The following is a 20,705-nucleotide window of genomic DNA, read 5'->3' as shown; positions in this document are numbered from 1 at the left end:
CACGACCGCCCGACACCTGCACCCGCGCCCCGCGCCCCACCCCCGCCCCGCCCCCGTCCCCGCCGTGCCACCCTTGACCCATGCCCGAAGGTGACACGGTCTGGCAGACCGCGAGGCGACTGCACGGCGTCCTCGCGGGCCAGGTGCTGACCCGATCCGACCTGCGGGTACCGAAGTACGCCACGGCCGACCTCACTGGCCGCAGGGTCCTGGATGTCACCCCGCGCGGCAAGCACCTCCTCACCCGCGTCGAGGGCGGCCTGACCCTCCACTCGCACCTGCGGATGGACGGCTCCTGGAAGGTGTACGCCACGGGCCGGCGCTGGACCGGCGGCCCGGCCCACCAGATCCGCGCGATCCTGGGCACCACCGAGCACACGGCCGTCGGCTACCGCCTCCCGGTGCTCGAACTCCTCCGCACCACCGACGAACACCGTGCCGTCGGCCACCTGGGCCCCGACCTGCTGGGCCCGGACTGGGACCCCGAACAGGCTCTGGCCAACCTCCTCGCAGACCCCGCCCGCCCGCTCGGCGAGGCCCTGCTGGACCAGCGCAACCTGGCCGGCATCGGCAATGTCTACAAGAGCGAGCTCTGCTTCCTGCTCGGCGCGACCCCGTGGCTCCCCGTCGGCGCCCTGCTCGCCGAGCGCGCGGCGCAGCTCCCCGCGCTCGCCAAGAGGCTCCTGGAGGCCAACCGTGACCGCCCGGTCCGCAGCACCACGGGCCGCCGCGGCCAGGACCTGTTCGTGTACGGCCGGGCACCCCGTCCCTGTCTGCGTTGCCACACGCCGATCCGCGCGGCCGACCAGGGCGACGGCTCCCGCGAGCGCCCCACCTACTGGTGCCCCACCTGCCAGACGGGCCCGGCACCGGCACCGGGCGCCTCTGCAACCCGGATATTCCGGTCCCGCACAGCCAATTGACGATCCGTCAGAAACGCTCGTACCGTCTTTTCATGCCCGTCAAGGCGTACGACCTCACCGGACGCACCGCATTCATCACCGGCGCCGCCGGCGGCATCGGCCGGGCCGGCGCCCTCCTGCTCGCCGAGGCAGGCGCTGCCGTGCACTGCGCGGACCTCGACGCGCAGGGCCTGCACGAGACGGCGACGCTGATCAAGGAGCAGGGCGGCACCGCCCGTATCCATCACCTCGACGTCACCGATCGTGCCCAGCTCAAGCGGGCAGTGGAGTCCTGCGAGCGCCTGGACGTCATGGCCGCGATCGCCGGCATCATGCACAGCAGCCCGGTCCTGGAGACCCGCGACGAGGACCTCGACCGGGTGATGGCCGTCAACTTCAAGGGCGTGCTGTACGCCTGCCAGGAGGCGGCCCGCCTGATGCTCGCCCGGAACGTCAGGGGCAGCATCGTCACCATGGCCTCGGGCGCCGTCGACACGGGCGGCCCCGGCCTGCTCTGCTACGGCGCCGCCAAGGCGGCCGTCGTCCAGCTGACGAAGACGCTGGCGACCGAGCTGGGCCGGCACGGCATACGCGTCAACGCGGTCGCGCCGGGCTGGATCCGCACGCCCATGACCGACCGCCACGACGCCGCGGCGCAGGCCCACACCGAGACGCTCATGTCCCGGATGTCGCCACTGGGCCGGGTCGGCGCGCCGGAGGACGTCGCCCATGCCGTGCTGTACCTGGCCTCCGACGCGTCGTCCTTCACGACGGGCCAGATCCTGCGCCCGAACGGCGGGGTGGCGATGCCTTGGTAGCCGGGGCCGTCCGCCAGGCCTGAGTCCATCGCCCCGTCCCGAGCGCCCCCGCCGCCCGCGCCTTGGGCATGCAGTGCACCGGCAGCAGGCTCAGCCCCCAGCCCCCGGCCGCGACCGCCCCCTCCAGCACACCCGTGTCCGGCACGAGCGCGAGCCGCAGCACAGCCCACCACCACACCACCCCGAGTCCGAGAGCAGCCCCCCAGCGCACTATCCGCCCTGCCATGGCCCGCCACCACCTCCAGCCCGACGCCAGAAAACCGTCCAGACCCCGACCGGGCCGACGCTAGAACGCCGTCCTCACCGCCGGGAGGGCGCATCGGCAGCACACGGGCGCACCACGCCCGTCAGACGTTCTCGGCCTGGAACATCCAATGATGCTTCTCGAGATCCGCCGTGATCCCGATGAAGATGTCCTGGCTGACCGGATCGGCGTCGCCGGTCGAGGCCACCCTCTCCCGCATCCGCGTGATCACGGCACCCAGGGCCGCGACAAGCGTGCGCACCGCGTCCGTGTCCTTGATCCAGCCCTCGGGCACGGCGCCGATACCGCTGCCGCCGGCCACCGTGGCGGCGCGCCCGTCGGGCGACACGCCCAGTGCCGAGGCTCGCTCCGCGACGGTGTCGGAATGCGTGCGCGCGCTGCCCACAACCTCGTCGAGCTGGAGGTGGATGGACCGGAACCGGGCACCCACGACGTTCCAGTGGACCTGCTTCGCCACGAGCGACAGATCGATCAGGTCGACGAGTGCGCCCTGCAGCGCCCCGGACACGGTCTTCAGGTCCGCGTCGGGCAACGGGCTCTTCACGACGTTCATCGGCTTCCTCCGTGGGCTCACCTCGCCATGTCCCTCCACCATGACCGCCACACCGGACACCGGCAAACGGACCCGAAAGGGGCATCCCCCGGAACGCGAAAACCCCGACGGCGCTCCTCCGGGAGGTCTACCCGGAGAAGCCCCGGCCGGGGCCTCACACAAATGCGTCAGCTCACGCACCCACAGGCGTGGGTGTCACGCGGCGACCACGTCCACCGCCTCGGCGGGCGCCTTGATGGTCACACGTTCCGGTGGCACACCGGTCACCGAAACGGAACCCAGCATCGGGCGAACCGGCGTGGGTACAGGCTCACTGGGGGGCGCAGCAGCAGACTGGGCCAGCTCGGCGAGGGCGAGTTCGTCACTCACTTCCCGCATGAGCTCGGACATCCGTACGTCCAGCGCGTCGCAGATGGCGGAGAGCAGCTCGGAGGAAGCCTCCTTCTGCCCCCGCTCCACCTCGGAGAGATAGCCGAGTGAGACTCGGGCGGACGAGGAGACTTCGCGCAGAGTACGGCCCTGGCGTTGGCGCTGCCGACGCAGCACGTCACCCAGCAGGCGACGGAGCAGAATCATCGGTGGCTCCCTCCTCGGACCGCGTAGCCGCATCCTTCACGCCCCACCGTACCGCCTTGCGCCGCGGCCGTGCGGGGAGCGATGTCGTGTTCACTCAGGGCTGCAAACATCAAAACCCCCCGTTCTGTTCCGTATCCTGTGCCCGCTCGTTCCCGGTCTGTTCGCCCGCGAGCTCACTCAGGAGCAGCGCGAGTACGCTCCGTACACTCTCCATACGGATTTCCGCGCGGTCGCCGTTCAACCGCAGTGCCTCTACTTTTCCGCCACCGGCGGAACCGGAATGCCCCCCGAAGGGCCCTTCCAGGGCCACGAAAACCGTCCCGACGGGCTTGCCGTCCTGCGCTTCGGGACCGGCGACGCCGGTGGTCGCGAGACCCCAGTCGGCGCCCAGCGCCTTGCGGACTCCGGCCGCCATCTGGGCCGCGACCTGCGGATCCACCGCTCCACGCTCGGCCAGCAGGGTGGCGTCGACCCCGAGCAGCTCATGCTTGAGTTCGGTGGCGTAGGCGGTCACCGAGCCCCGGAACGCCTTGGACGCCCCAGGGGCCGCCGTGATCTCCGCCGCGACCAGACCACCCGTGAGCGACTCGGCGACGGCGAGCGTCTCGCCTCTCACTGTGAGTAGTCGCACCACTTCGGCGGCCGGGGATTTCACGCTTCCGTCTCCTCCAAGGCGGCCTTGCGCTCGGCGATTCCCTGCCTGCGCAGCACAATGGCCTGTCTCACATAGTCGAGCCCGGTGACCACGGTCAGGACGACCGCCGCCGCCATCACCCAGAACCTCAGGGTGGCCAGCCACCCCGTCAGCGCCAGGACGTACATCCCGACGGCCACGCCCTGCGTGAGCGTCTTGAGCTTGCCGCCCCGGCTCGCCGGGATGACGCCGTACCGGATGACGAGGAAACGCAGCAGCGTGATCCCGAGTTCCCGGCCGAGGATGACCCCCGTCACCCACCACGGCAGGTCGCCCAACGAGGAGAGACAGATCAGCGCCGCGCCCATGATCGCCTTGTCGGCGATGGGGTCGGCGATCTTCCCGAAGTCGGTGACAAGGTCGTACGTACGCGCAAGGTGACCGTCGAACAGGTCGGTGATCATCGCGATGGCGAAGGCCGCCCAGGCGAGCGAACGCCACGCCGGGTCGTACCCGCCGTCGGCGAGCATCAGAGCTACGAAGCCCGGCACCAGGATCAGCCGGAGCATGGTCAGCAGGTTGGCGATGTTCCAGACACTGGCCTGATTGACGGCCGCGGCCGTCAGCTTCCCACCGCGTGCCGGCTTCGTACCCTCACCCTGGCCTGCACCGGAGTCGGCACCGACCGTGCCCGTCCCGTCGCTCTTCGACGAGCCGCCTGCCGCATGCGCCCTCGAGGAGCCACCCGCCGCGGATGCCGGTACACCGGTCATCTGCCCGCCTCCTCACTACACGCGAACGAGCCCTCGAGCGGCTCGGCCACCAGGTCGACACCTTCCGTACCGACCACCTTCGCCTCGACCATACGACCGACGCTCAGGCCCGCGCCGCTCGTGAGCAGCACCTGCCCGTCGGTCTCCGGAGCCTGGTGTGCCCCGCGGCCGTAAGCACCCTCCTCGGAGTCCACCGATTCCACGAGGACCCGCACGGTCTCACCGAGACGCTCCTCGGCCCGCTGCGACACAAGCTCCTCGGCCAGCCGGGAGACCCGGGCCAGCCGCTCGGCGACGACGTCCTCGTCGAGCTTGTTCTCGTACGTCGCCGCTTCCGTGCCCTCCTCGTCGGAGTACCCGAAGACGCCGATGGCGTCCAGCCTCGCCCCGTTGAGGAATCGCTCCAGCTCGGCCAGGTCGGCCTCGGACTCGCCCGGGAAGCCGACGATGAAGTTGGAGCGCACGCCGGCCTCGGGCGCCTTGCTCCGGATCGTGTCGAGCAGCTCCAGGAAGCGGTCGGTGTCGCCGAAGCGGCGCATCGCACGCAGCACCGCGGGCGCGGAGTGCTGGAAGGAGAGATCGAAGTAGGGCACGACCTTGGGGGTCGAGGTCAGTACGTCGATCAGGCCGGGCCGCATCTCGGCCGGCTGGAGGTAGCTGACCCGCACCCGCTCGATGCCGTCGACGTCGGCGAGCTCGGGCAGCAGCGACTCCAGCAGGCGGATGTCGCCCAGGTCCTTGCCGTAGGAGGTGTTGTTCTCGGAGACCAGCATGATCTCCTTGACGCCCTGCTCGGCCAGCCAGCGCGTCTCGTTGAGCACGTCGCTCGGGCGGCGCGAGATGAAGGAGCCGCGGAAGGACGGGATGGCGCAGAAGGAGCAGCGCCGGTCGCAGCCGGAGGCGAGCTTCACCGAGGCGACCGGGGAGCCGTCCAGGCGGCGGCGCAGGGGCGCGCGGGGTCCGGACACCGGAGCCACGCCCGCCGGGAGATCCGTGGGGGCACCGTGCCCGGGAAGGGCTACGTCCGCGCCCGCGTCCTGCCGCTCGGCCGGGCTGATCGGCAGCAGCTTGCGCCGGTCGCGCGGGGTGTGTGCGGCGTGGATGCCGCCGGACAGGATGGTCTGCAGGCGGTCGGAGATGTCGGTGTAGTCGTCGAAGCCAAGCACGCCGTCGGCCTCGGGGAGGGCCTCGGCGAGCTCCTTGCCGTATCGCTCGGCCATGCAGCCGACCGCCACGACGGCCTGGGTTCTGCCCTGGCCCTTGAGATCGTTGGCCTCCAGGAGGGCGTCGACGGAGTCCTTCTTGGCGGCGTCGACGAAGCCGCAGGTGTTGACGACGGCCACATCCGCGTTCGCGGCGTCCTCCACGAGGTCCCAGCCGTCCGCCTCCAAGCGGCCTGCGAGCTCCTCCGAGTCCACCTCGTTACGGGCGCAGCCAAGGGTGACGAGTGCGACGGTACGGCGTTCAGGCATGGGCTCAAGACTACTTCGTCCCTCTGACACCCCACGTCGACGGGGTTGGCCGATCTTGGCCAAGCCCCTACCTGTTCAGCCGCTCAGCCCGTCACCCGACCTGCGGGTCACCCTTCGTATACGTCAGGCGCTCCACGGCACCCGGCCGGAAGTCGTCCTCGATCTTCTTGCCGTTGACATACAGCTGGATCGCGCCGGCGTCGCCGAGGACCAGGTTGATCTTCGAGCTGTCCTGGAAGGTCTTGGACTCGCCCTGCTTGAGCAGCCCGTCGAAGAGGAGCCGGCCGTTGTGGTCCTTGGCGGAGATCCAGCTGCGGCCGTCGGGGGCGCTCACCTGGACGGTCACCTTGTCCTGGGGAGCGGCCGCGATGGCGCTGTCGGACGGCTCCGGCTCGGTGTCGGCGGGCTTGCTGTCCTTCTTCGGCGTGGCCGAGGCGGACTTGCTCGTCGAGGGCGTCGAGCCCTCCGCCACCTGGTCCCGCGCTCCGCTGTCGTCGCCCCCCTTGAACGCCGTGAAGCCGACGAAGCCGATCACGGCGACGATGGCGGCGACCATGGCCGCGGTCCAGTTGGGCCCGCGCCGCTCGGGACGGATGCGCTCCGCCTCGAACAGGGGTGCGGCGGGGGTCGGCGCCGGGCGGCCGCCGCGCTCGGCCGAGAACTGCGCGAGCAGCGGCTCGGGGTCGAGGTGGACGGCCTTGGCCAGGGTCCGGATGTGGCCGCGGGCGTAGACGTCTCCGCCGCAGGGGGCGAAGTCGTCCGCCTCGATGGCGTGCACGATGCCGTTACGGACTCGGGTGGCGTTACTGACGTCGTCGACGGTCAGCCCCGCCGCGATGCGCGCCTGCTGAAGGGCGCGGCCGATGGAGGGGAAGGCATCCTCACGATCGCCTTCGAACGGACGCTCGTCTTCAGGGGAGTTGCCGATGGACACGGGGGCGCCTTTCGAGCGTGTAGCCACCTGTGCTGGAGGTTCAGTCTAGGGGGGGTACGAAAGGGTGGGGCAACCGGGCCGTAGGACTTTGTACGCCGTCGGAATGGCCGGTCATCCCGACGGTGGGGCACGAGCTTGTCGCTCCCCTCAACTTGACGTACGCCGACGGGAAACGGTTGCCCAATGATCCCCGACGGGTGAGTCACGATCGAACATCATCTTGACGCATGAAACGCCCGGAAGCCGACCACCACGCCCCTGTTTCCCTACTCTTCAGCCTCCCCGCGGATCACCGCGAGCACGCCATCCAGTTCGTCTGCCTTCACAAGAACGTCACGCGCCTTGGATCCCTCGCTCGGTCCGACGATGCCCCGGGACTCCATGAGGTCCATCAGCCGCCCGGCCTTGGCGAAGCCGACGCGCAGCTTGCGCTGGAGCATGGACGTCGACCCGAACTGCGTGGAGACCACCAGCTCGGCCGCCTGGCACAGCAGATCCAGGTCGTCGCCGATGTCCTCGTCGATCTCCTTCTTCTGCTTGGTGCCGACCACGACGTCGTCCCGGAAGACGGGCGTCATCTGGTCCTTGCAGTGCTGGACGACCGCCGCGACCTCGTCCTCGGTCACGAACGCGCCCTGCATACGCGTCGGTTTGTTGGCCCCCATCGGCAGGAACAACCCGTCGCCCTTGCCGATCAGCTTCTCGGCACCGGGCTGGTCGAGGATGACCCGGCTGTCGGCGAGCGAGGAGGTGGCGAAGGCGAGCCGCGACGGCACGTTCGCCTTGATCAGACCGGTGACCACGTCGACCGACGGCCGCTGCGTGGCGAGCACCAGGTGGATGCCGGCCGCGCGCGCGAGCTGCGTGATGCGCACGATCGCGTCCTCGACGTCGCGCGGCGCGACCATCATCAGGTCGGCGAGCTCGTCGACGATCACCAGCAGATACGGATACGGACTGAGTTCGCGCTCGCTGCCCTCGGGCAGCTTGACCTTGCCGTTCCTGATGGCCTCGTTGAAGTCGTCGATGTGCCGGAACCCGAACGCCGCGAGGTCGTCGTAGCGCAGATCCATCTCCCGTACGACCCACTGCAACGCCTCGGCGGCCCGCTTGGGGTTGGTGATGATCGGCGTGATCAGGTGCGGGATGCCCTCGTACGCGGTCAGTTCGACGCGCTTGGGGTCGACGAGGACCATGCGGACGTCCTCGGGGGTCGCGCGGACCATGATCGACGTAATCAGACAGTTGATGCATGACGACTTGCCCGAGCCGGTCGCGCCCGCGACGAGCATGTGCGGCATCTTCGCGAGGTTGGCCATCACATAGCCGCCCTCGACGTCCTTGCCGAGCGCGACCAGCATCGGGTGGTCGTCCTCGGCCGCGTCCGCCAGCCGCAGCACGTCACCGAGGTTGACCATCTCCCGGTCGGTGTTCGGGATCTCGATGCCGACCGCCGACTTGCCGGGGATCGGGCTGATGATCCGCACGTCCGGGCTGGCGACGGCGTACGCGATGTTCTTGGTGAGCGCGGTGATCCGCTCGACCTTCACGGCGGGGCCGAGCTCGACCTCGTAGCGCGTGACCGTCGGCCCGCGCGTGAAGCCGGTGACGGCGGCGTCGACCTTGAACTCGGTGAAGACGGTCGTGAGCGAGGCGACGACGGCGTCGTTGGCGGCGCTGCGCGCCTTGCCGGGGCCCCCTCGTTCGAGGAGGTCGAGCGAGGGCAGGGAGTAGGTGATGTCGCCGGACAGCTGGAGCTGTTCGGCGCGCGGCGGCAGGTCGCGGGTCTCCTCGGGGGCCGCCTTGGTCAGGTCGGGCACCGTCCCGACCTTGAGCTTCTCCTGCTTGGGTCGCGCGGCCGGCACGGGCGTCGGCGTCGTCGGCTCGCGGTCAAAGACGCTCACGCCCTGGGTGAGGTCGGCGACGATCGGCGAGGGCGGCATGCCGTGCAGGACGGCGCCGTCGAGCGCGGCAGCGGCGGCCGCGGCGACGTCCACGGCGTCCGGCTGCCGCCCCATGTCCGGCTGCGGCACGGCGGAGCGCCGGGGGCGGCCGCGACGCTGGGAGAGGGCCTCCTGCTCGGCGTCGTCCGGGTCGTACGACCGGGGGGCGCCCGAGCGCCTGCGGGGGCGCGCGGGCAGCGCGTCGCGCCACTGTTCGTCGTAGCGCTCGTCGTCGTCGGTGAGGTCGTCCGCCTCGGGGTCGTGCAGGACGCCCAGCCGCACGGCGAGCTGCCGCAGCCGCTGCGGGATGGCGTTGACCGGGGTGGCCGTGACGACGAGCAGACCGAAGATCGTGAGCAGCAGGAGCAGCGGTACGGCGAGAACGTCGCCCATGGTGTACGTCAGCGGGGTCGCCGCGCCCCAGCCGATGAGGCCGCCGGCGTCCCTTATCGCCTGCATGCCGTCGCTGCGGGCGGGCGAGCCGCAGGCGATGTGGACCTGGCCGAGCACGCCGATGACGAGCGCGGACAGGCCGATCACGATGCGGCCGTTGGCCTCCGGCTTCTCAGGATGCCGGATGAAGCGCACGGCGATGACCGCGAGCAGTATCGGCACGAGCAGGTCGATGCGGCCGAAGGCCCCGGTCACCAGGATCTCGACGAGATCGCCCACGGGGCCGCGCAGGTCGGCCCAGGTGCCGGCGGCGACGATCAGCGCGACGCCGAACAGCAGCAGCGCGACGCCGTCCTTGCGGTGCGCCGGGTCGAGGTTCCTCGCGCCCTGCCCTACGCCCCGGAACACGGCGCCGACGGCGTGCGCGAGGCCGAGCCAGACGGCGCGTACGAGCCGGTAGATGCCCCCGGTCGGGCTGGGCGCCGGCTTGGGCGCGGGCTTCTTCGCCGCGGCCTTCTTGGCAGGCGCCTTCTTCGCGGGGGCACTTTTGGCAGCGGCCTTCTTCGCCGGAGCCTTCACTGAAGCGGCCGCCTTCTTCGCGGGCGGCTTCTTGGCTGCGGAGGGACGTGAGGCCATAGGTGTGAGGTTACCGGTGGAGACGACAGCGGACACGTGTGCCCAATGCTTCACCCGTTCGTGTCGTCCTTGCAGGGACACGGAACTGACGCGGGCTCATGCGCAACTGCGGCCTCGCCGCGCGTCAGTTCTGCGACGGCACCGAGGCCGCGCCACCGCCCGTGCCCGGTTCCAGGGCGTCCAGCGCGCGGCGCAGGCCGGTGAGTTTGCGCTCGAGGTGCGCCGCCGTGGCCACCGCCGCCGCGTCCGCGGACTCGTCGTCGAGCTGCTTGGACAGCGCCTCGGCCTGCTCCTCGACGGCAGCGAGCCGCGCGGAGAGCTCCGCGAGCAGACCGGGCGACTCCTTGGCCCCGCCGGCCGCCGCCTTGCCGCCGCCCTCCAACTGCAGCCGCAGCAGCGCCGCCTGCTCCCTCAGCTGGCAGTTCTTCATGTACAGCTCGACGAAAACGGAGACCTTCGCGCGCAGCACCCACGGATCGAAAGGCTTCGAGATGTAGTCGACGGCGCCCGCCGCGTACCCACGGAAGGTGTGATGGGGACCGTGGTTGATCGCGGTGAGGAAGATGATCGGGATGTCCCGGGTCCGTTCTCGCCGCTTGATGTGCGCGGCCGTTTCGAAACCGTCCATTCCCGGCATCTGGACGTCCAGCAGAATGACCGCGAAGTCGTCCGTCAGCAGCGCTTTGAGCGCTTCCTCCCCGGACGATGCCCGCACCAGCGTCTGATCGAGCGCAGAGAGGATCGCCTCCAGCGCCAGCAGATTCTCCGGCCGGTCATCGACCAGGAGGATCTTGGCCTTCTGCACCATGGCCCGCCCTCCTCGCCCCGGCATGGGGCCTCCCCAGTCCGCAGGACTTGGGGAAGCACCGCCCGGTGCCGCCCCAGGGGACGACTCCCTTGCGCCGCCCGTCCTCGTGCCGGTCATGGTAGCCGCACCCCGCCCGTCGCCACACCCTGTCACCGCGATGTCACTGTGCACGTAGCAGAAACGTAGCGGGAGACCAGAAGGTTCCCCGAATCCCGCACTTCTACACGGCTTCGGCCACCCTGAGTCAGCAACGCCGTGTGCACTCCGAAGGTTCCCGCCACACCCGCACCAAGCCTGTACGAGCTCCGACCGTTACCGTCACTCCTCCCGCATCCACTGCTCCATCACCGCCAGCAGGTGATCGGGATCGACCGGCTTCGTGACGTAGTCGGAGGCGCCCGACTCGATCGCCTTCTCCCGGTCGCCCTTCATCGCCTTCGCGGTCAGCGCGATGATCGGCAGCCCCGAGAACTGCGGCATCCTGCGGATCGCTGTGGTCGTAGCGTATCCGTCCATCTCGGGCATCATGATGTCCATCAGGACGACCGCCACGTCGTCGTGCTGCTCCAGGACCTCGATGCCCTCGCGCCCGTTCTCGGCGTACAGCACGGACAGTCCGTGCTGTTCCAGGACGCTGGTGAGCGCGAACACGTTGCGGATGTCGTCGTCGACGATGAGCACCTTGTCGCCGCCGAACCGGAAGTCGTGGTCCGGTCGCGGTTCCGCCGCCTGCTCGACCTGCCACTGCTCCAGATGTCCGTTGCGCTGCTCGACGGCGGGCGCGCCCCTGCGGCGGCGCCGGAAGAGCGCGGCCGGACCGTTCTGCGTCTCCCGGTACGACTTCACCTCGGCCGGCGTCTCGATCTCCACCTCGGAGAGCCCCGACAGGTCCGCCTCCGACGCCAACAGTTCGCCCGCCTCCAGCGCCGGCACCGGCTGCTGGTAGCCGTGCGGGGGCAGCTCGCTCGGGTGCAGCGGCAGGTACAGCGTGAAGGTCGAGCCGCGTCCGGGCTCGCTCTGCGCGTGGATCTCGCCGCCGAGCAGCTGGGCGATCTCCCGCGAGATGGACAGGCCCAGGCCCGTGCCGCCGTACTTACGGCTCGTCGTACCGTCCGCCTGCTTGAACGCCTCGAAGATCACCCGCATCTTGCCGGCCGCGATCCCGATGCCCGTGTCGGTCACGGAGAACGCGATCAGCGGCGCGTCCGCATCGGTGAGCGAACCGGTCTCCAGCAACTGCTCCCGGATCGCCACCGGCACGTCCGCGCGCGCGGGCCTGATCACCAGCTCGACCGACCCGGAGTCGGTGAACTTCACCGCGTTGGACAGCAGGTTGCGCAGCACCTGAAGCAGCCGCTGCTCGTCCGTGTGCAGCGTGGCGGGCAGCTCCGGCGACACCCGTACGGACAGGTCGAGGCCCTTCTCCGCGGTCAGCGGCCGGAAAGTGGCCTCCACGTAGTCGACGAGCTGGACGAGCGCGATGCGCGTCGGGGAGACGTCCATCTTGCCCGCCTCGACCTTCGACAGGTCGAGGATGTCGTTGATCAGCTGAAGCAGGTCGGAACCGGCCCCGTGGATCGTCTCGGCGAACTCGACCTGCTTCGGGGAGAGGTTGCCCTCGGCGTTGTCGGCGAGCAGCTTGGCCAGGATCAGCAGCGAGTTCAGCGGCGTACGCAGCTCGTGCGACATGTTGGCGAGGAACTCGCTCTTGTATCGCATCGACACGGCGAGCTGCTCGGCGCGCTCCTCCAGGACCTGCCGCGCCTCCTCGATCTCGGTGTTCTTCACCTCGATGTCGCGGTTCTGCCGGGCCAGCAGCTCGGCCTTCTCCTCCAGTTCGGCGTTGGACGCCTGGAGGGCCTTCTGTCGCTGCTCCAACTCGGCCGACCGCTCACGCAGTTGCTCGGTCAGCTCCTGCGACTGCTTCAGCAGCTGCTCCGTCTTGGTGTTGACGGAGATGGTGTTGACGCTGGTCGCGATCATCTCCGCGATCTGGTTGAGGAAGTCCTTCTGGATCTGCGTGAACGGCGTGAACGATGCCAGCTCGATGATGCCGAGCACGGTGCCCTCGAAGAGCACCGGCAGCACGATCACCTGCGCGGGCGGCGCCTCGCCGAGCCCGGAGGAGATCTTCAGATAGCCGCTCGGGGCGTTCTCCACGAGGATCGTGCGCTTCTCCTCCGCCGCCGTGCCGACGAGGGCCTCGCCCGGTCCGAACGACGTAGGCATGGAGCCCATCGAGTAGCCGTACGAGCCCAGCATGCGCAGCTCGTACCGGTCGTCCATGCCGTCGCCCCCGTCCCTGCCGTCGACCAGCGGCAGGGCGACGAAGAACGCGCCGTGCTGCGCGGAGACCACCGGGGTCAGCTCACTCATGATCAGCGAGGCGACGTCCTCGAGGTCGCGGCGGCCCTGCATCAGCGCGGAGATACGGGCGAGGTTGCCCTTGAGCCAGTCCTGCTCCTTGTTGGCGATCGTGGTGTCGCGCAGGTTGGCGATCATCTTGTTGACCGAGTCCTGGAGCTCCTCGATCTCGCCGGAGGCATCCACGTCGATCTTCAGGTTCAGGTCGCCGCGGGTCACCGCGGTCGCCACACGCGCGATGGCACGCACCTGCCGGGTCAGGTTCCCGGCCATCTCGTTCACCGACTCGGTGAGGTCGCGCCAGGTGCCGTCGACGTCACGCACGCGTGCCTGGCCGCCCAGCTGGCCCTCCGTACCCACCTCGCGGGCCACGCGCGTGACCTCCTCGGCGAAGGAGGACAGCTGGTCGACCATCGTGTTGATGGTGGTCTTCAGCTCCAGGATCTCGCCGCGCGCGTCGATGTCGATCTTCTTCGTCAGGTCGCCCTTGGCAATGGCCGTCGTGACCATGGCGATGTTGCGCACCTGCCCGGTCAGGTTGGACGCCATGCCGTTCACCGAATCGGTGAGGTCCTTCCAGGTGCCCGCCACCCCCGGCACATGCGCCTGACCGCCCAGGATGCCGTCCGTGCCCACCTCGCGGGCCACCTTGGTGACCTGCTCGGCGAACGAACTCAGCGTCTTCACCATGGTGTTGAAGGTGTCGGCGAGCTGCTGGACCTCGCCGCGCGCCTCGATCGTCACCGTCCGCGTCAGGTCACCGTTGGCGACGGCCGCGGCCACCTGGGAGATGTTGCGCACCTGCATGGTCAGGTTCTTGGCCATCAGGTTGACGTTGTCGCTGAGGTCCTTCCAGATGCCCGTGGCGCCCTGCACGTGCGCCTGGCCGCCCAGGATGCCCTCGGTGCCCACCTCGCGGGCCACCCGGGTCACCTGCTCGGCGAAGGACGACAGCTGGTCGACCATCGTGTTGACGGTGGTGACGAGTTCGAGGATCTCGCCCTTGGCGTCGACGGTGATCTTCTTCGACAGGTCGCCCTTGGCGACCGCGGTGGTGACCTCGGCGATGTTGCGGACCTGGATGGTCAGGTTGTTCGCCATGAAGTTCACGGACTGCGTGAGGTCCTTCCAGGTGCCCGCGACGCCCTGCACCTCCGCCTGACCGCCCAGCATGCCCTCGGTGCCCACCTCGCGGGCCACGCGCGTGACCTCCTGGGCGAACGACGACAGCTGGTCCACCATCGTGTTCAGGGTGTTCTTCAGCTCGAGGATCTCGCCGCGCGCGTCCACGGTGATCTTCTGCGACAGGTCACCGCGCGCCACAGCCGTGGCGACCTGTGCGATGTTGCGCACCTGGGCCGTCAGGTTGCCGGCCATGCCGTTCACCGAGTCGGTCAGGTCGCGCCACACACCGGCAACACCGGGCACCTGCGCCTGACCGCCGAGCCGGCCGTCCGTACCCACCTCGCGGGCCACCTTGGTGACCTGGTCGGCGAAGGCGGACAACTGGTCGACCATGGTGTTGATGGTGATCTTCAGCTCGAGGATCTCGCCGCGCGCGTCCACCGTGATCTTCTGCGACAGGTCACCGCGCGCCACAGCGGTCGTGACCTGGGCGATCTGCCGCACCTGGGCCGTCAGGTTGCCGGTGATGGAGTTGACGGAGTCAGTGAGCTCCTTCCACGTACCGGACACACCGGGTACCTGCGCCTGCCCACCGAGGCGGCCCTCCGTACCCACCTCCCGACCCATCTGAATGACCTGGTCGGCGAACGACGACAGCTGGTCCACCATCGTGTTCACGGTGTTCTTCAGCTGGAGCATCTCGCCGGCCACGTCCACCGTGACCTTCTGGGACAGGTCACCGTTGGCGACCGCCGTCGTCACCTGGGCGATGTTCCTCACCTGTCCGGTGAGATTGCGGAACGCCGTGTTGACGGAGTCGGTGAGGTCCTTCCAGTCGCCCGCGACTCCGGGAACCTGGGCCTGACCGCCCAGTTCGCCCTCGTTGCCGATCTCCCGGGCGACGCGCGTGACCTCGGCGCCGAAGGCGGACAGCTGGTCCACCATTCCGTTGACGGTGTTCTTCAGCTCCAGCATCTCGCCGGCCACGTCGACCGTGACCTTGCGGGACAGGTCACCACTGGCCACGGCCGTCGTCACGGCGGCGATGTCACGGACCTGCGTGGTCAGGTTCCGGAAGACGGTGTTGACGGAGTCCGTCAGGTCCTTCCAGGTGCCCGCGGCACCCGGCACGTTCGCCTGCCCGCCGAGCCGGCCCTCGGCACCGACCTCGTTGGCCACGCGCGTGACCTCGTCCGCGAAGATCCGCAGCGTCTCGGTCATCTGGTTGATCGTGTCGGCGAGCTTGGCGACCTCGCCGCGCGCCTGCACGGTCACCTTCCGCGACAGGTCACCGCTGGCGACCGCCGTGGTCACCTCCGCGATGTTGCGCACCTGGGCCGTGAGGTTGCCGGCCATGCCGTTCACCGAATCGGTGAGTTCCTTCCACACACCGTCGACGCCTGACACCCGCGCCTGACCGCCCAGGATGCCCTCGGTGCCCACCTCACGGGCGACTCGGGTCACCTCGGAGGAGAAGGCGGAGAGCTGGTCCACCATCGTGTTGACGGTGTTCTTCAGCTCCAGCATCTCGCCGGCCACGTGAACCGTGACCTTCCGCGACAGATCACCCTTGGCGACCGCCGTCGTCACCAGGGCGATGTCCCGCACCTGGGCCGTCAGCCGGTACGCCATCGTGTTGACGGAATCTGTCAGGTCCTTCCAGGAACCGGACATTCCGCGCACCTGGGCCTGCCCGCCCAGCTTGCCCTCCGTGCCCACCTCGCTGGCCACCCGCGTGACCTCGTCGGTGAACGTCGACAGCTGGTCGACCAGGTTGTTGACGGTCCGCCCGACCTTCAGGAACTCCCCGCGCAGCGGATGCCCGGGCCCGTCCGGCCCCTGCGTCCGCAGGTCCATACGCGGCGACAGATCACCCTCCGCCACCGCCGACAGCACCCGGCCGACCTCGGAGACGGGCCGTACGAGATCGTCCACGAGCGCGTTGGAGTTGTCGATCGCCGTCACCCAGGAGCCCTCACAGGCGCCCGTCTCCAGCCGCTCCGTGAGCTTGCCCTCACGCCCCACCATGCGCCGCACACGCGACAGCTCGCCCGTCAGATGCAGATTACGGTCGGCGACCTCGTTGAAGACCGCCGCGATCTCCGACATCACGCCGTCCCCGGACACCGTGAGCCGCTTACGGAAATTCCCGTCCCGCATGGACACGAGAGCGGCCAGCAGCCGGTTCAGGGCAGCCGTGTCCACCGCGGTGGTGCCATTGCGCCCTTTGCCCTGGTTGTTCAGGGACTGTCCGCCTTTCGCGCGCGTCTTCGTGGCCCGCGTCGCTGCGCCAGACTCCACTGTGTCCCTCCCGCAGGGGTCGACCGTTACTGCTGTGCCCCGGTACTCCTGTTCGGTGTACCGGTTAATGCTGCCTATTTCTGCCCGATGTCATCAGGCCACACCACTGGCTGCTGCCCACCGTGCGCGGAACACACTCAGCCTGCCCGTACCTTCACCAGAAGCTTGCCCAGTGTTTCACCCTTGCCGAACCAGGCCATAACAGTTCGGCAGCTTCGCACATCGTCCGCACACCCTCCGGATGGAAACACTGCCGACCGGCATCCGCACGGGCGAGGAAGGTAAGTAACCTTGCATGCGGCTGTCCAGCCGTGCCGGTGCGTCCGGCCTGGGCGGTGGCACGAGTACGAGCGGGCATCGGAGGGGCGGCCGCACACATGACCACCGGACTGATCCCTGGGGAACAGCCCCCGGACCCCCGGCCGACGGACGGCCTGCCGTTGCAGGCCCAGCGCGAGCCGGTCGGCCCGGGAGCCCTGCATGTCGACGACCGGTCGAGGAGTTCTGTGATCACCGCGCGCGCGGCCGCCAGTTTCGAGCCCGTCGGGCGATCCGTAGCAACCGCCCGCTCCTTCGTCCGTGACACCCTCCAGGGCTGGGGCTTCGCCGACATCGTCGACGACGCCGTGGTCCTCACCAGCGAACTGGTGACCAACGCCGTGGTCCACGCGGGCACGTCCGCGGACGTCCTGTGTCTACGGAGCGACGACGGCGCACGCATCGAGGTCTCCGACCGCTACCCCGAGCGGGAGATCCCGCTCCAGGGCACCGCCGTCAACATGGGCAGCCCCGACCGTGAGGGCGGCCGCGGCCTCCAACTGTGCGCGGCCCTGGCCGGCCGCTGGGGCGTCGAGTACACGCCCACTCACAAGAACGTCTGGTTCCAACTCGTACTCCCCGAGCGCCCGGTGGGCACCCGCGCCGCCGGCCCTGCACTGCCCGCCGACCTCCTGCCGCTCGCCGACGGCCGCGTCCGCGTCGCGGTCGTCCAGATCGACCGCACCGGCGCCATCTCCGCGTGGAACGAGGACGCCGAGGAGCTCTTCGGCTACGCCGCCGACCAGGTCACCGGCAAGCCCCTCACCGACCTCGCCGCCTGGCCGCACACCCCCGGCACGAGCACGGGCATCGCGGAAGCCCTCCAGCTCTCGCGCTGGGAGGGCAGTTACGGCCTCCGCGGCGCCAACGGCCGCGTGACCCCGGTCTACGCCTCCCACCTCCGCGTCCGCGACACCGGCGGCGATCCCTCCACGGTCTGCCTCCTCGTCCGCGACCACGAACGCGCGGTCCTCCAGACGCCGTTGCGCGTCCCCGCCTCCGACCCGGGCACCTCCTCCGACGCCCAGAGCGCCGACCCCTTCGAGGTGTTCATCGGCTCCCCGGCCCCGGACGACCTCGACGGCCTCCTCCAGCGCACGGTCGAACGCGCACGCGACATGCTCGACGGCGACTCCGCCTTCCTGCTCCTCGCCACCGACGACGAAACGGAGTTGGAGGTCCGCGCCTCCACCGGCCTGCCCTCCGCCCGTCAGCGCTTCGCCCGCGTCCCCGTCGAGGCGGGTCCCGGCCGCTACGGCTCGGCCCGCATGCCCGCCGTCCACGAGGACCTCGCGGCCGTTCCCGGCGCCGTCCCGCTCCTGAACGCGACCGGCATGCGCTCGGTCGTGACGGTCCCGCTGAAGGTCGAGGGCCGCCTCACGGGCTCGCTCGGCGTCGCCGCGGAGGCCCCCGGCAGATACTCCAACGAGGAGGCGCTGCGCCTCCAGTTCGCCGCGGACCGCATCGCCCTGGCGGTGGAATCAGCCCGCCTGGGCGAACTGGAACGCCTGCGCCGAGGCTCCTTGAGCTTCCTCGTGGAGGCCTCCGACCTCCTGGCCGGCACCCTGGACCGCGACCAGACCCTGGCCCTGATGGCCCAGATGACGGTCCCGACGCTGGCCACCTGGTGTGCCGTCTACACCATCGCCGACCAGGCTTCGGACCCGTATCTGTCCTACGTCCTGCACGAGGACGAGGAGCTGATCGACGGCATCAAGTCGCTCCTCTCCAAGATCCCGCCGCCGGACCCGGTACCCACCCCGGGCGCCCGCGTCTGGACGGCCCCCGGCGAGGTGGCCCACCAGGCAGCCCTGCGCAGCTCCATGCGCAGCCTGGGCCTGAGCGGCGGCCCGATCCACCAGGTCGCGTCGGGCATCGGCCCGACCCTGGCCACGGCCTCCGCGGTCGGCGGTGAGACGGTGGTCCTCCCTCTGGTCGCCCGCAACCGTGTGATCGGCATGCTGACGCTGGGCAAGCCGACGGACGAACACTTCCGCCAGGAAATCCTGGAACTGGCCGAGGATTTGAGCCGCCGCGCTGCTCTGGCCCTGGACAACGCGCGCCTCTACTCCGAGCGCACGGCCATCAGCCAGTCCCTCCAGCGCAGCCTCCTGCCGCCCGAACTCCCGACGATCGAGGGCGTCGAGGTCGAGGTCATCTACCGCGCGGCGGGCGAGGGCAACGAGGTCGGCGGCGACTTCTACGACCTGTTCCCGATCGGCGACGGCGCGTACGGTTTCGCCATCGGCGACGTCTGCGGTACGGGCCCGAACGCGGCGGCGGTCACGGGCCTGGCCCGCCACGCCCTGCGCCTGCTGGCCCGCGAGGGCCTCAGCGGCCCGGCGGTACTGGAGCGCCTGAACTCAGCCATCCTCGACGAAGGCGCCCGCAGCCGCTTCCTGACCCTCCTCTACGGCGAGATGCGCCCCCAGGAGGACGGCAGCGCGGAGCTGAAGGTGGTCTGCGCCGGCCACCCCCTCCCACTCCGCCTGCGCCAGGACGGCACCGTCGAGCCGGCCGCCGAACCCCAGCCGCTCCTCGGTGTCATGGAGGACCTGGAGCTCTACGAGCAGACGGTCACCCTCGACCCGGGCGACGTCCTCCTGTGCGTCACGGACGGCGTCACCGAACGTCGCGAGGGCACCCGCATGCTGGGCGACGACGGCCTCACCGACGTCCTGACGACCTGTACGGGCCTGACGGCCGGCGCGGTCGCCGCCCGCATCATGCGCGCCGTGGAACGCTTCGCGTCGGACGCCCCGTCGGACGACATGGCGATCCTGGCGATGCGGGTCCCGGGCCTCCACACGGACTAGGGCAAGGACCAGGGCATGGAAAAGGCCCCGCCCAATGGGCGGGGCCTTTCTGGTGGAGCCCCCAAACGGAATCGAACCGTTGACCTTCTCCTTACCATGGAGACGCTCTGCCGACTGAGCTATAGGGGCCTGTTGCCTTTTCGAGGTTTCCCTCGCGGCAACGGAATAGATCATACCCCGAACAGACCCGTGCTCCCAACTCGCTCAGAAGGCGGGCTGGAGCAACCCCCCGAGAGCATTGCACGCGGACACGATCCGCTGCATGTCCCGCTTCGTCAGCGCCGCTTCCACGGGCAGAGCGAGCGTCTCGTCGGCGGCCAGCTCCGTCTCCGGCAGTGACACACACCGCCGGAACTCAGGCAACCGGTGCACTGGCGTCTTCACCGGCACCCGGCAGTCAACTCCCCTGCTCCGCAGGGCGCGCGCAAAGGCGTCCCGGTCGGGCCGACCATTCCCCGGCACCCGCACCACGTACTGCTGATATGTATGCCCGTCACCACCATCGGGCGTCCGCACCCCCCGCAGCCTCCCGTCGAGATAGGCAGCCCGCTCCCGACGCTGAGCGATCTCGTCGTACGGCGCCTCGGACTCGCCCTGCTCCAACACGAGCAGTTCGTGCCGCTGCCCGACGCCGTGCAGCCGCGCGATGTCGGCCGGCCTGCCGAAGCGATGTACGGCAACGACGGCTGCCGTCCGCGGAGTTATGGAGGCCTCGACAGCGCACGCGTCGAGGCAGTACGTCACCGCATCTATGTCGGCGAACACCGGAAGCGCACCGGCCAGGGTCACCGCTTCGGCAACTTCCACGTTCCCGAAAGCCGGCACGATGACCTCGTCACCGACTCCGATGCCGGCGGCCCTGAGCATTGCAGCAGTACCCATACTGTGGATGCTCGTAGCGGAATATGAACTTCAAGTTACGCTCAACAAAAAAGGGTTGGACCCTGAACCGAAGTTCAGGATCCAACCCTTTGAATAATTGTTCGGCGGCGTCCTACTCTCCCACAGGGTCCCCCCTGCAGTACCATCGGCGCTGTAAGGCTTAGCTTCCGGGTTCGGAATGTAACCGGGCGT

Annotated in this window: 14 protein-coding genes, 1 tRNA gene and 1 rRNA gene; 3 read left to right on the top strand and 13 right to left on the bottom strand. The window is 69.6% G+C overall.

The features are described 5' to 3' along the window. The first annotated feature begins 80 nt into the window (after positions 1-80). Together ABT114_RS44425 and ABT114_RS44420 are read left to right on the top strand one after the other, a co-directional pair. On the top strand, positions 81-923 hold the full coding sequence (locus ABT114_RS44425) for an Fpg/Nei family DNA glycosylase (RefSeq protein ID WP_351151279.1): 843 nt from the start codon (positions 81-83) through the stop codon (positions 921-923). Positions 924-955: 32 nt separating this feature from the next. Beyond that, positions 956-1,720 carry an SDR family NAD(P)-dependent oxidoreductase gene (locus ABT114_RS44420; RefSeq protein WP_351151277.1) on the top strand — a complete coding sequence of 255 codons (765 nt, stop codon included), beginning with the start codon at positions 956-958 and terminating at the stop codon, positions 1,718-1,720. Here ABT114_RS44420 and ABT114_RS44415 read toward each other — a convergent pair. The 10 genes from ABT114_RS44415 to ABT114_RS44370 form a co-directional block, all read right to left on the bottom strand. After that, complete coding sequence (locus tag ABT114_RS44415; protein ID WP_351151274.1) at positions 1,668-1,946, bottom strand: hypothetical protein; 279 nt, start codon at positions 1,944-1,946, stop codon at positions 1,668-1,670. The genes ABT114_RS44420 and ABT114_RS44415 overlap by 53 nt on opposite strands. Positions 1,947-2,067: 121 nt before the next feature. Further along, a complete protein-coding gene (locus ABT114_RS44410) occupies positions 2,068-2,538 on the bottom strand; it encodes a Dps family protein (protein ID WP_351151272.1) in 471 nt (156 codons plus the stop codon). A 195-nt stretch (positions 2,539-2,733) separates the two neighbouring features. Then, positions 2,734-3,114, bottom strand: coding sequence for a helix-turn-helix domain-containing protein (locus ABT114_RS44405; RefSeq protein WP_351151269.1), 381 nt, complete (start codon positions 3,112-3,114; stop codon positions 2,734-2,736). A gap of 109 nt (positions 3,115-3,223) precedes the next feature. Further along, positions 3,224-3,769 (bottom strand): CinA family protein, encoded by a 546-nt coding sequence (locus ABT114_RS44400; RefSeq protein ID WP_351151266.1) that lies wholly within the window; start codon positions 3,767-3,769, stop codon positions 3,224-3,226. Continuing rightward, complete coding sequence (gene pgsA, locus ABT114_RS44395) at positions 3,766-4,521, bottom strand: CDP-diacylglycerol--glycerol-3-phosphate 3-phosphatidyltransferase (RefSeq protein WP_351151263.1); 756 nt, start codon at positions 4,519-4,521, stop codon at positions 3,766-3,768. The genes ABT114_RS44400 and pgsA overlap by 4 nt, the downstream gene beginning before the upstream one ends. Beyond that, complete coding sequence (gene rimO, locus ABT114_RS44390; RefSeq protein ID WP_351151260.1) at positions 4,518-5,993, bottom strand: 30S ribosomal protein S12 methylthiotransferase RimO; 1,476 nt, start codon at positions 5,991-5,993, stop codon at positions 4,518-4,520. The genes pgsA and rimO overlap by 4 nt, the downstream gene beginning before the upstream one ends. 91 nt (positions 5,994-6,084) lie before the next feature. Further along, entirely contained in the window at positions 6,085-6,927 is an 843-nt protein-coding gene (locus tag ABT114_RS44385; RefSeq protein ID WP_351151257.1) for a helix-turn-helix domain-containing protein, read from the bottom strand. Between the two features lie 266 nt (positions 6,928-7,193). Beyond that, complete coding sequence (locus tag ABT114_RS44380; protein ID WP_351151254.1) at positions 7,194-9,899, bottom strand: DNA translocase FtsK; 2,706 nt, start codon at positions 9,897-9,899, stop codon at positions 7,194-7,196. A gap of 124 nt (positions 9,900-10,023) precedes the next feature. Beyond that, on the bottom strand, positions 10,024-10,707 hold the full coding sequence (locus ABT114_RS44375; protein ID WP_351151252.1) for a response regulator: 684 nt from the start codon (positions 10,705-10,707) through the stop codon (positions 10,024-10,026). Positions 10,708-11,025: 318 nt separating this feature from the next. After that, positions 11,026-16,497: a HAMP domain-containing hybrid sensor histidine kinase/response regulator gene (locus tag ABT114_RS44370; protein ID WP_351151250.1), complete on the bottom strand. Its 5,472-nt coding sequence runs from the start codon at positions 16,495-16,497 to the stop codon at positions 11,026-11,028. Positions 16,498-16,874: 377 nt separating this feature from the next. On the opposite strand from ABT114_RS44370, the gene ABT114_RS44365 reads away from it, so the two are divergent. Beyond that, positions 16,875-19,631: a SpoIIE family protein phosphatase gene (locus ABT114_RS44365; RefSeq protein ID WP_351151247.1), complete on the top strand. Its 2,757-nt coding sequence runs from the start codon at positions 16,875-16,877 to the stop codon at positions 19,629-19,631. A gap of 53 nt (positions 19,632-19,684) precedes the next feature. On the opposite strand, the gene ABT114_RS44360 is transcribed toward ABT114_RS44365, so the two are convergent. The 3 genes from ABT114_RS44360 to rrf form a co-directional block, all read right to left on the bottom strand. After that, positions 19,685-19,760: transfer RNA gene (locus ABT114_RS44360), tRNA-Thr, on the bottom strand. Between the two features lie 75 nt (positions 19,761-19,835). Further along, positions 19,836-20,498: a DegT/DnrJ/EryC1/StrS family aminotransferase gene (locus ABT114_RS44355; RefSeq protein WP_351151399.1), complete on the bottom strand. Its 663-nt coding sequence runs from the start codon at positions 20,496-20,498 to the stop codon at positions 19,836-19,838. A 114-nt stretch (positions 20,499-20,612) separates the two neighbouring features. Continuing rightward, positions 20,613-20,705, bottom strand: a 5S ribosomal RNA gene (rrf, locus tag ABT114_RS44350); the annotation flags it as partial.

Source organism: Streptomyces sp. NPDC002088 (assembly GCF_040296605.1).
Taxonomy (GTDB): Bacteria; Actinomycetota; Actinomycetes; order Streptomycetales; family Streptomycetaceae; genus Streptomyces.
This window is presented reverse-complemented; position numbering and strand designations above follow the sequence as displayed.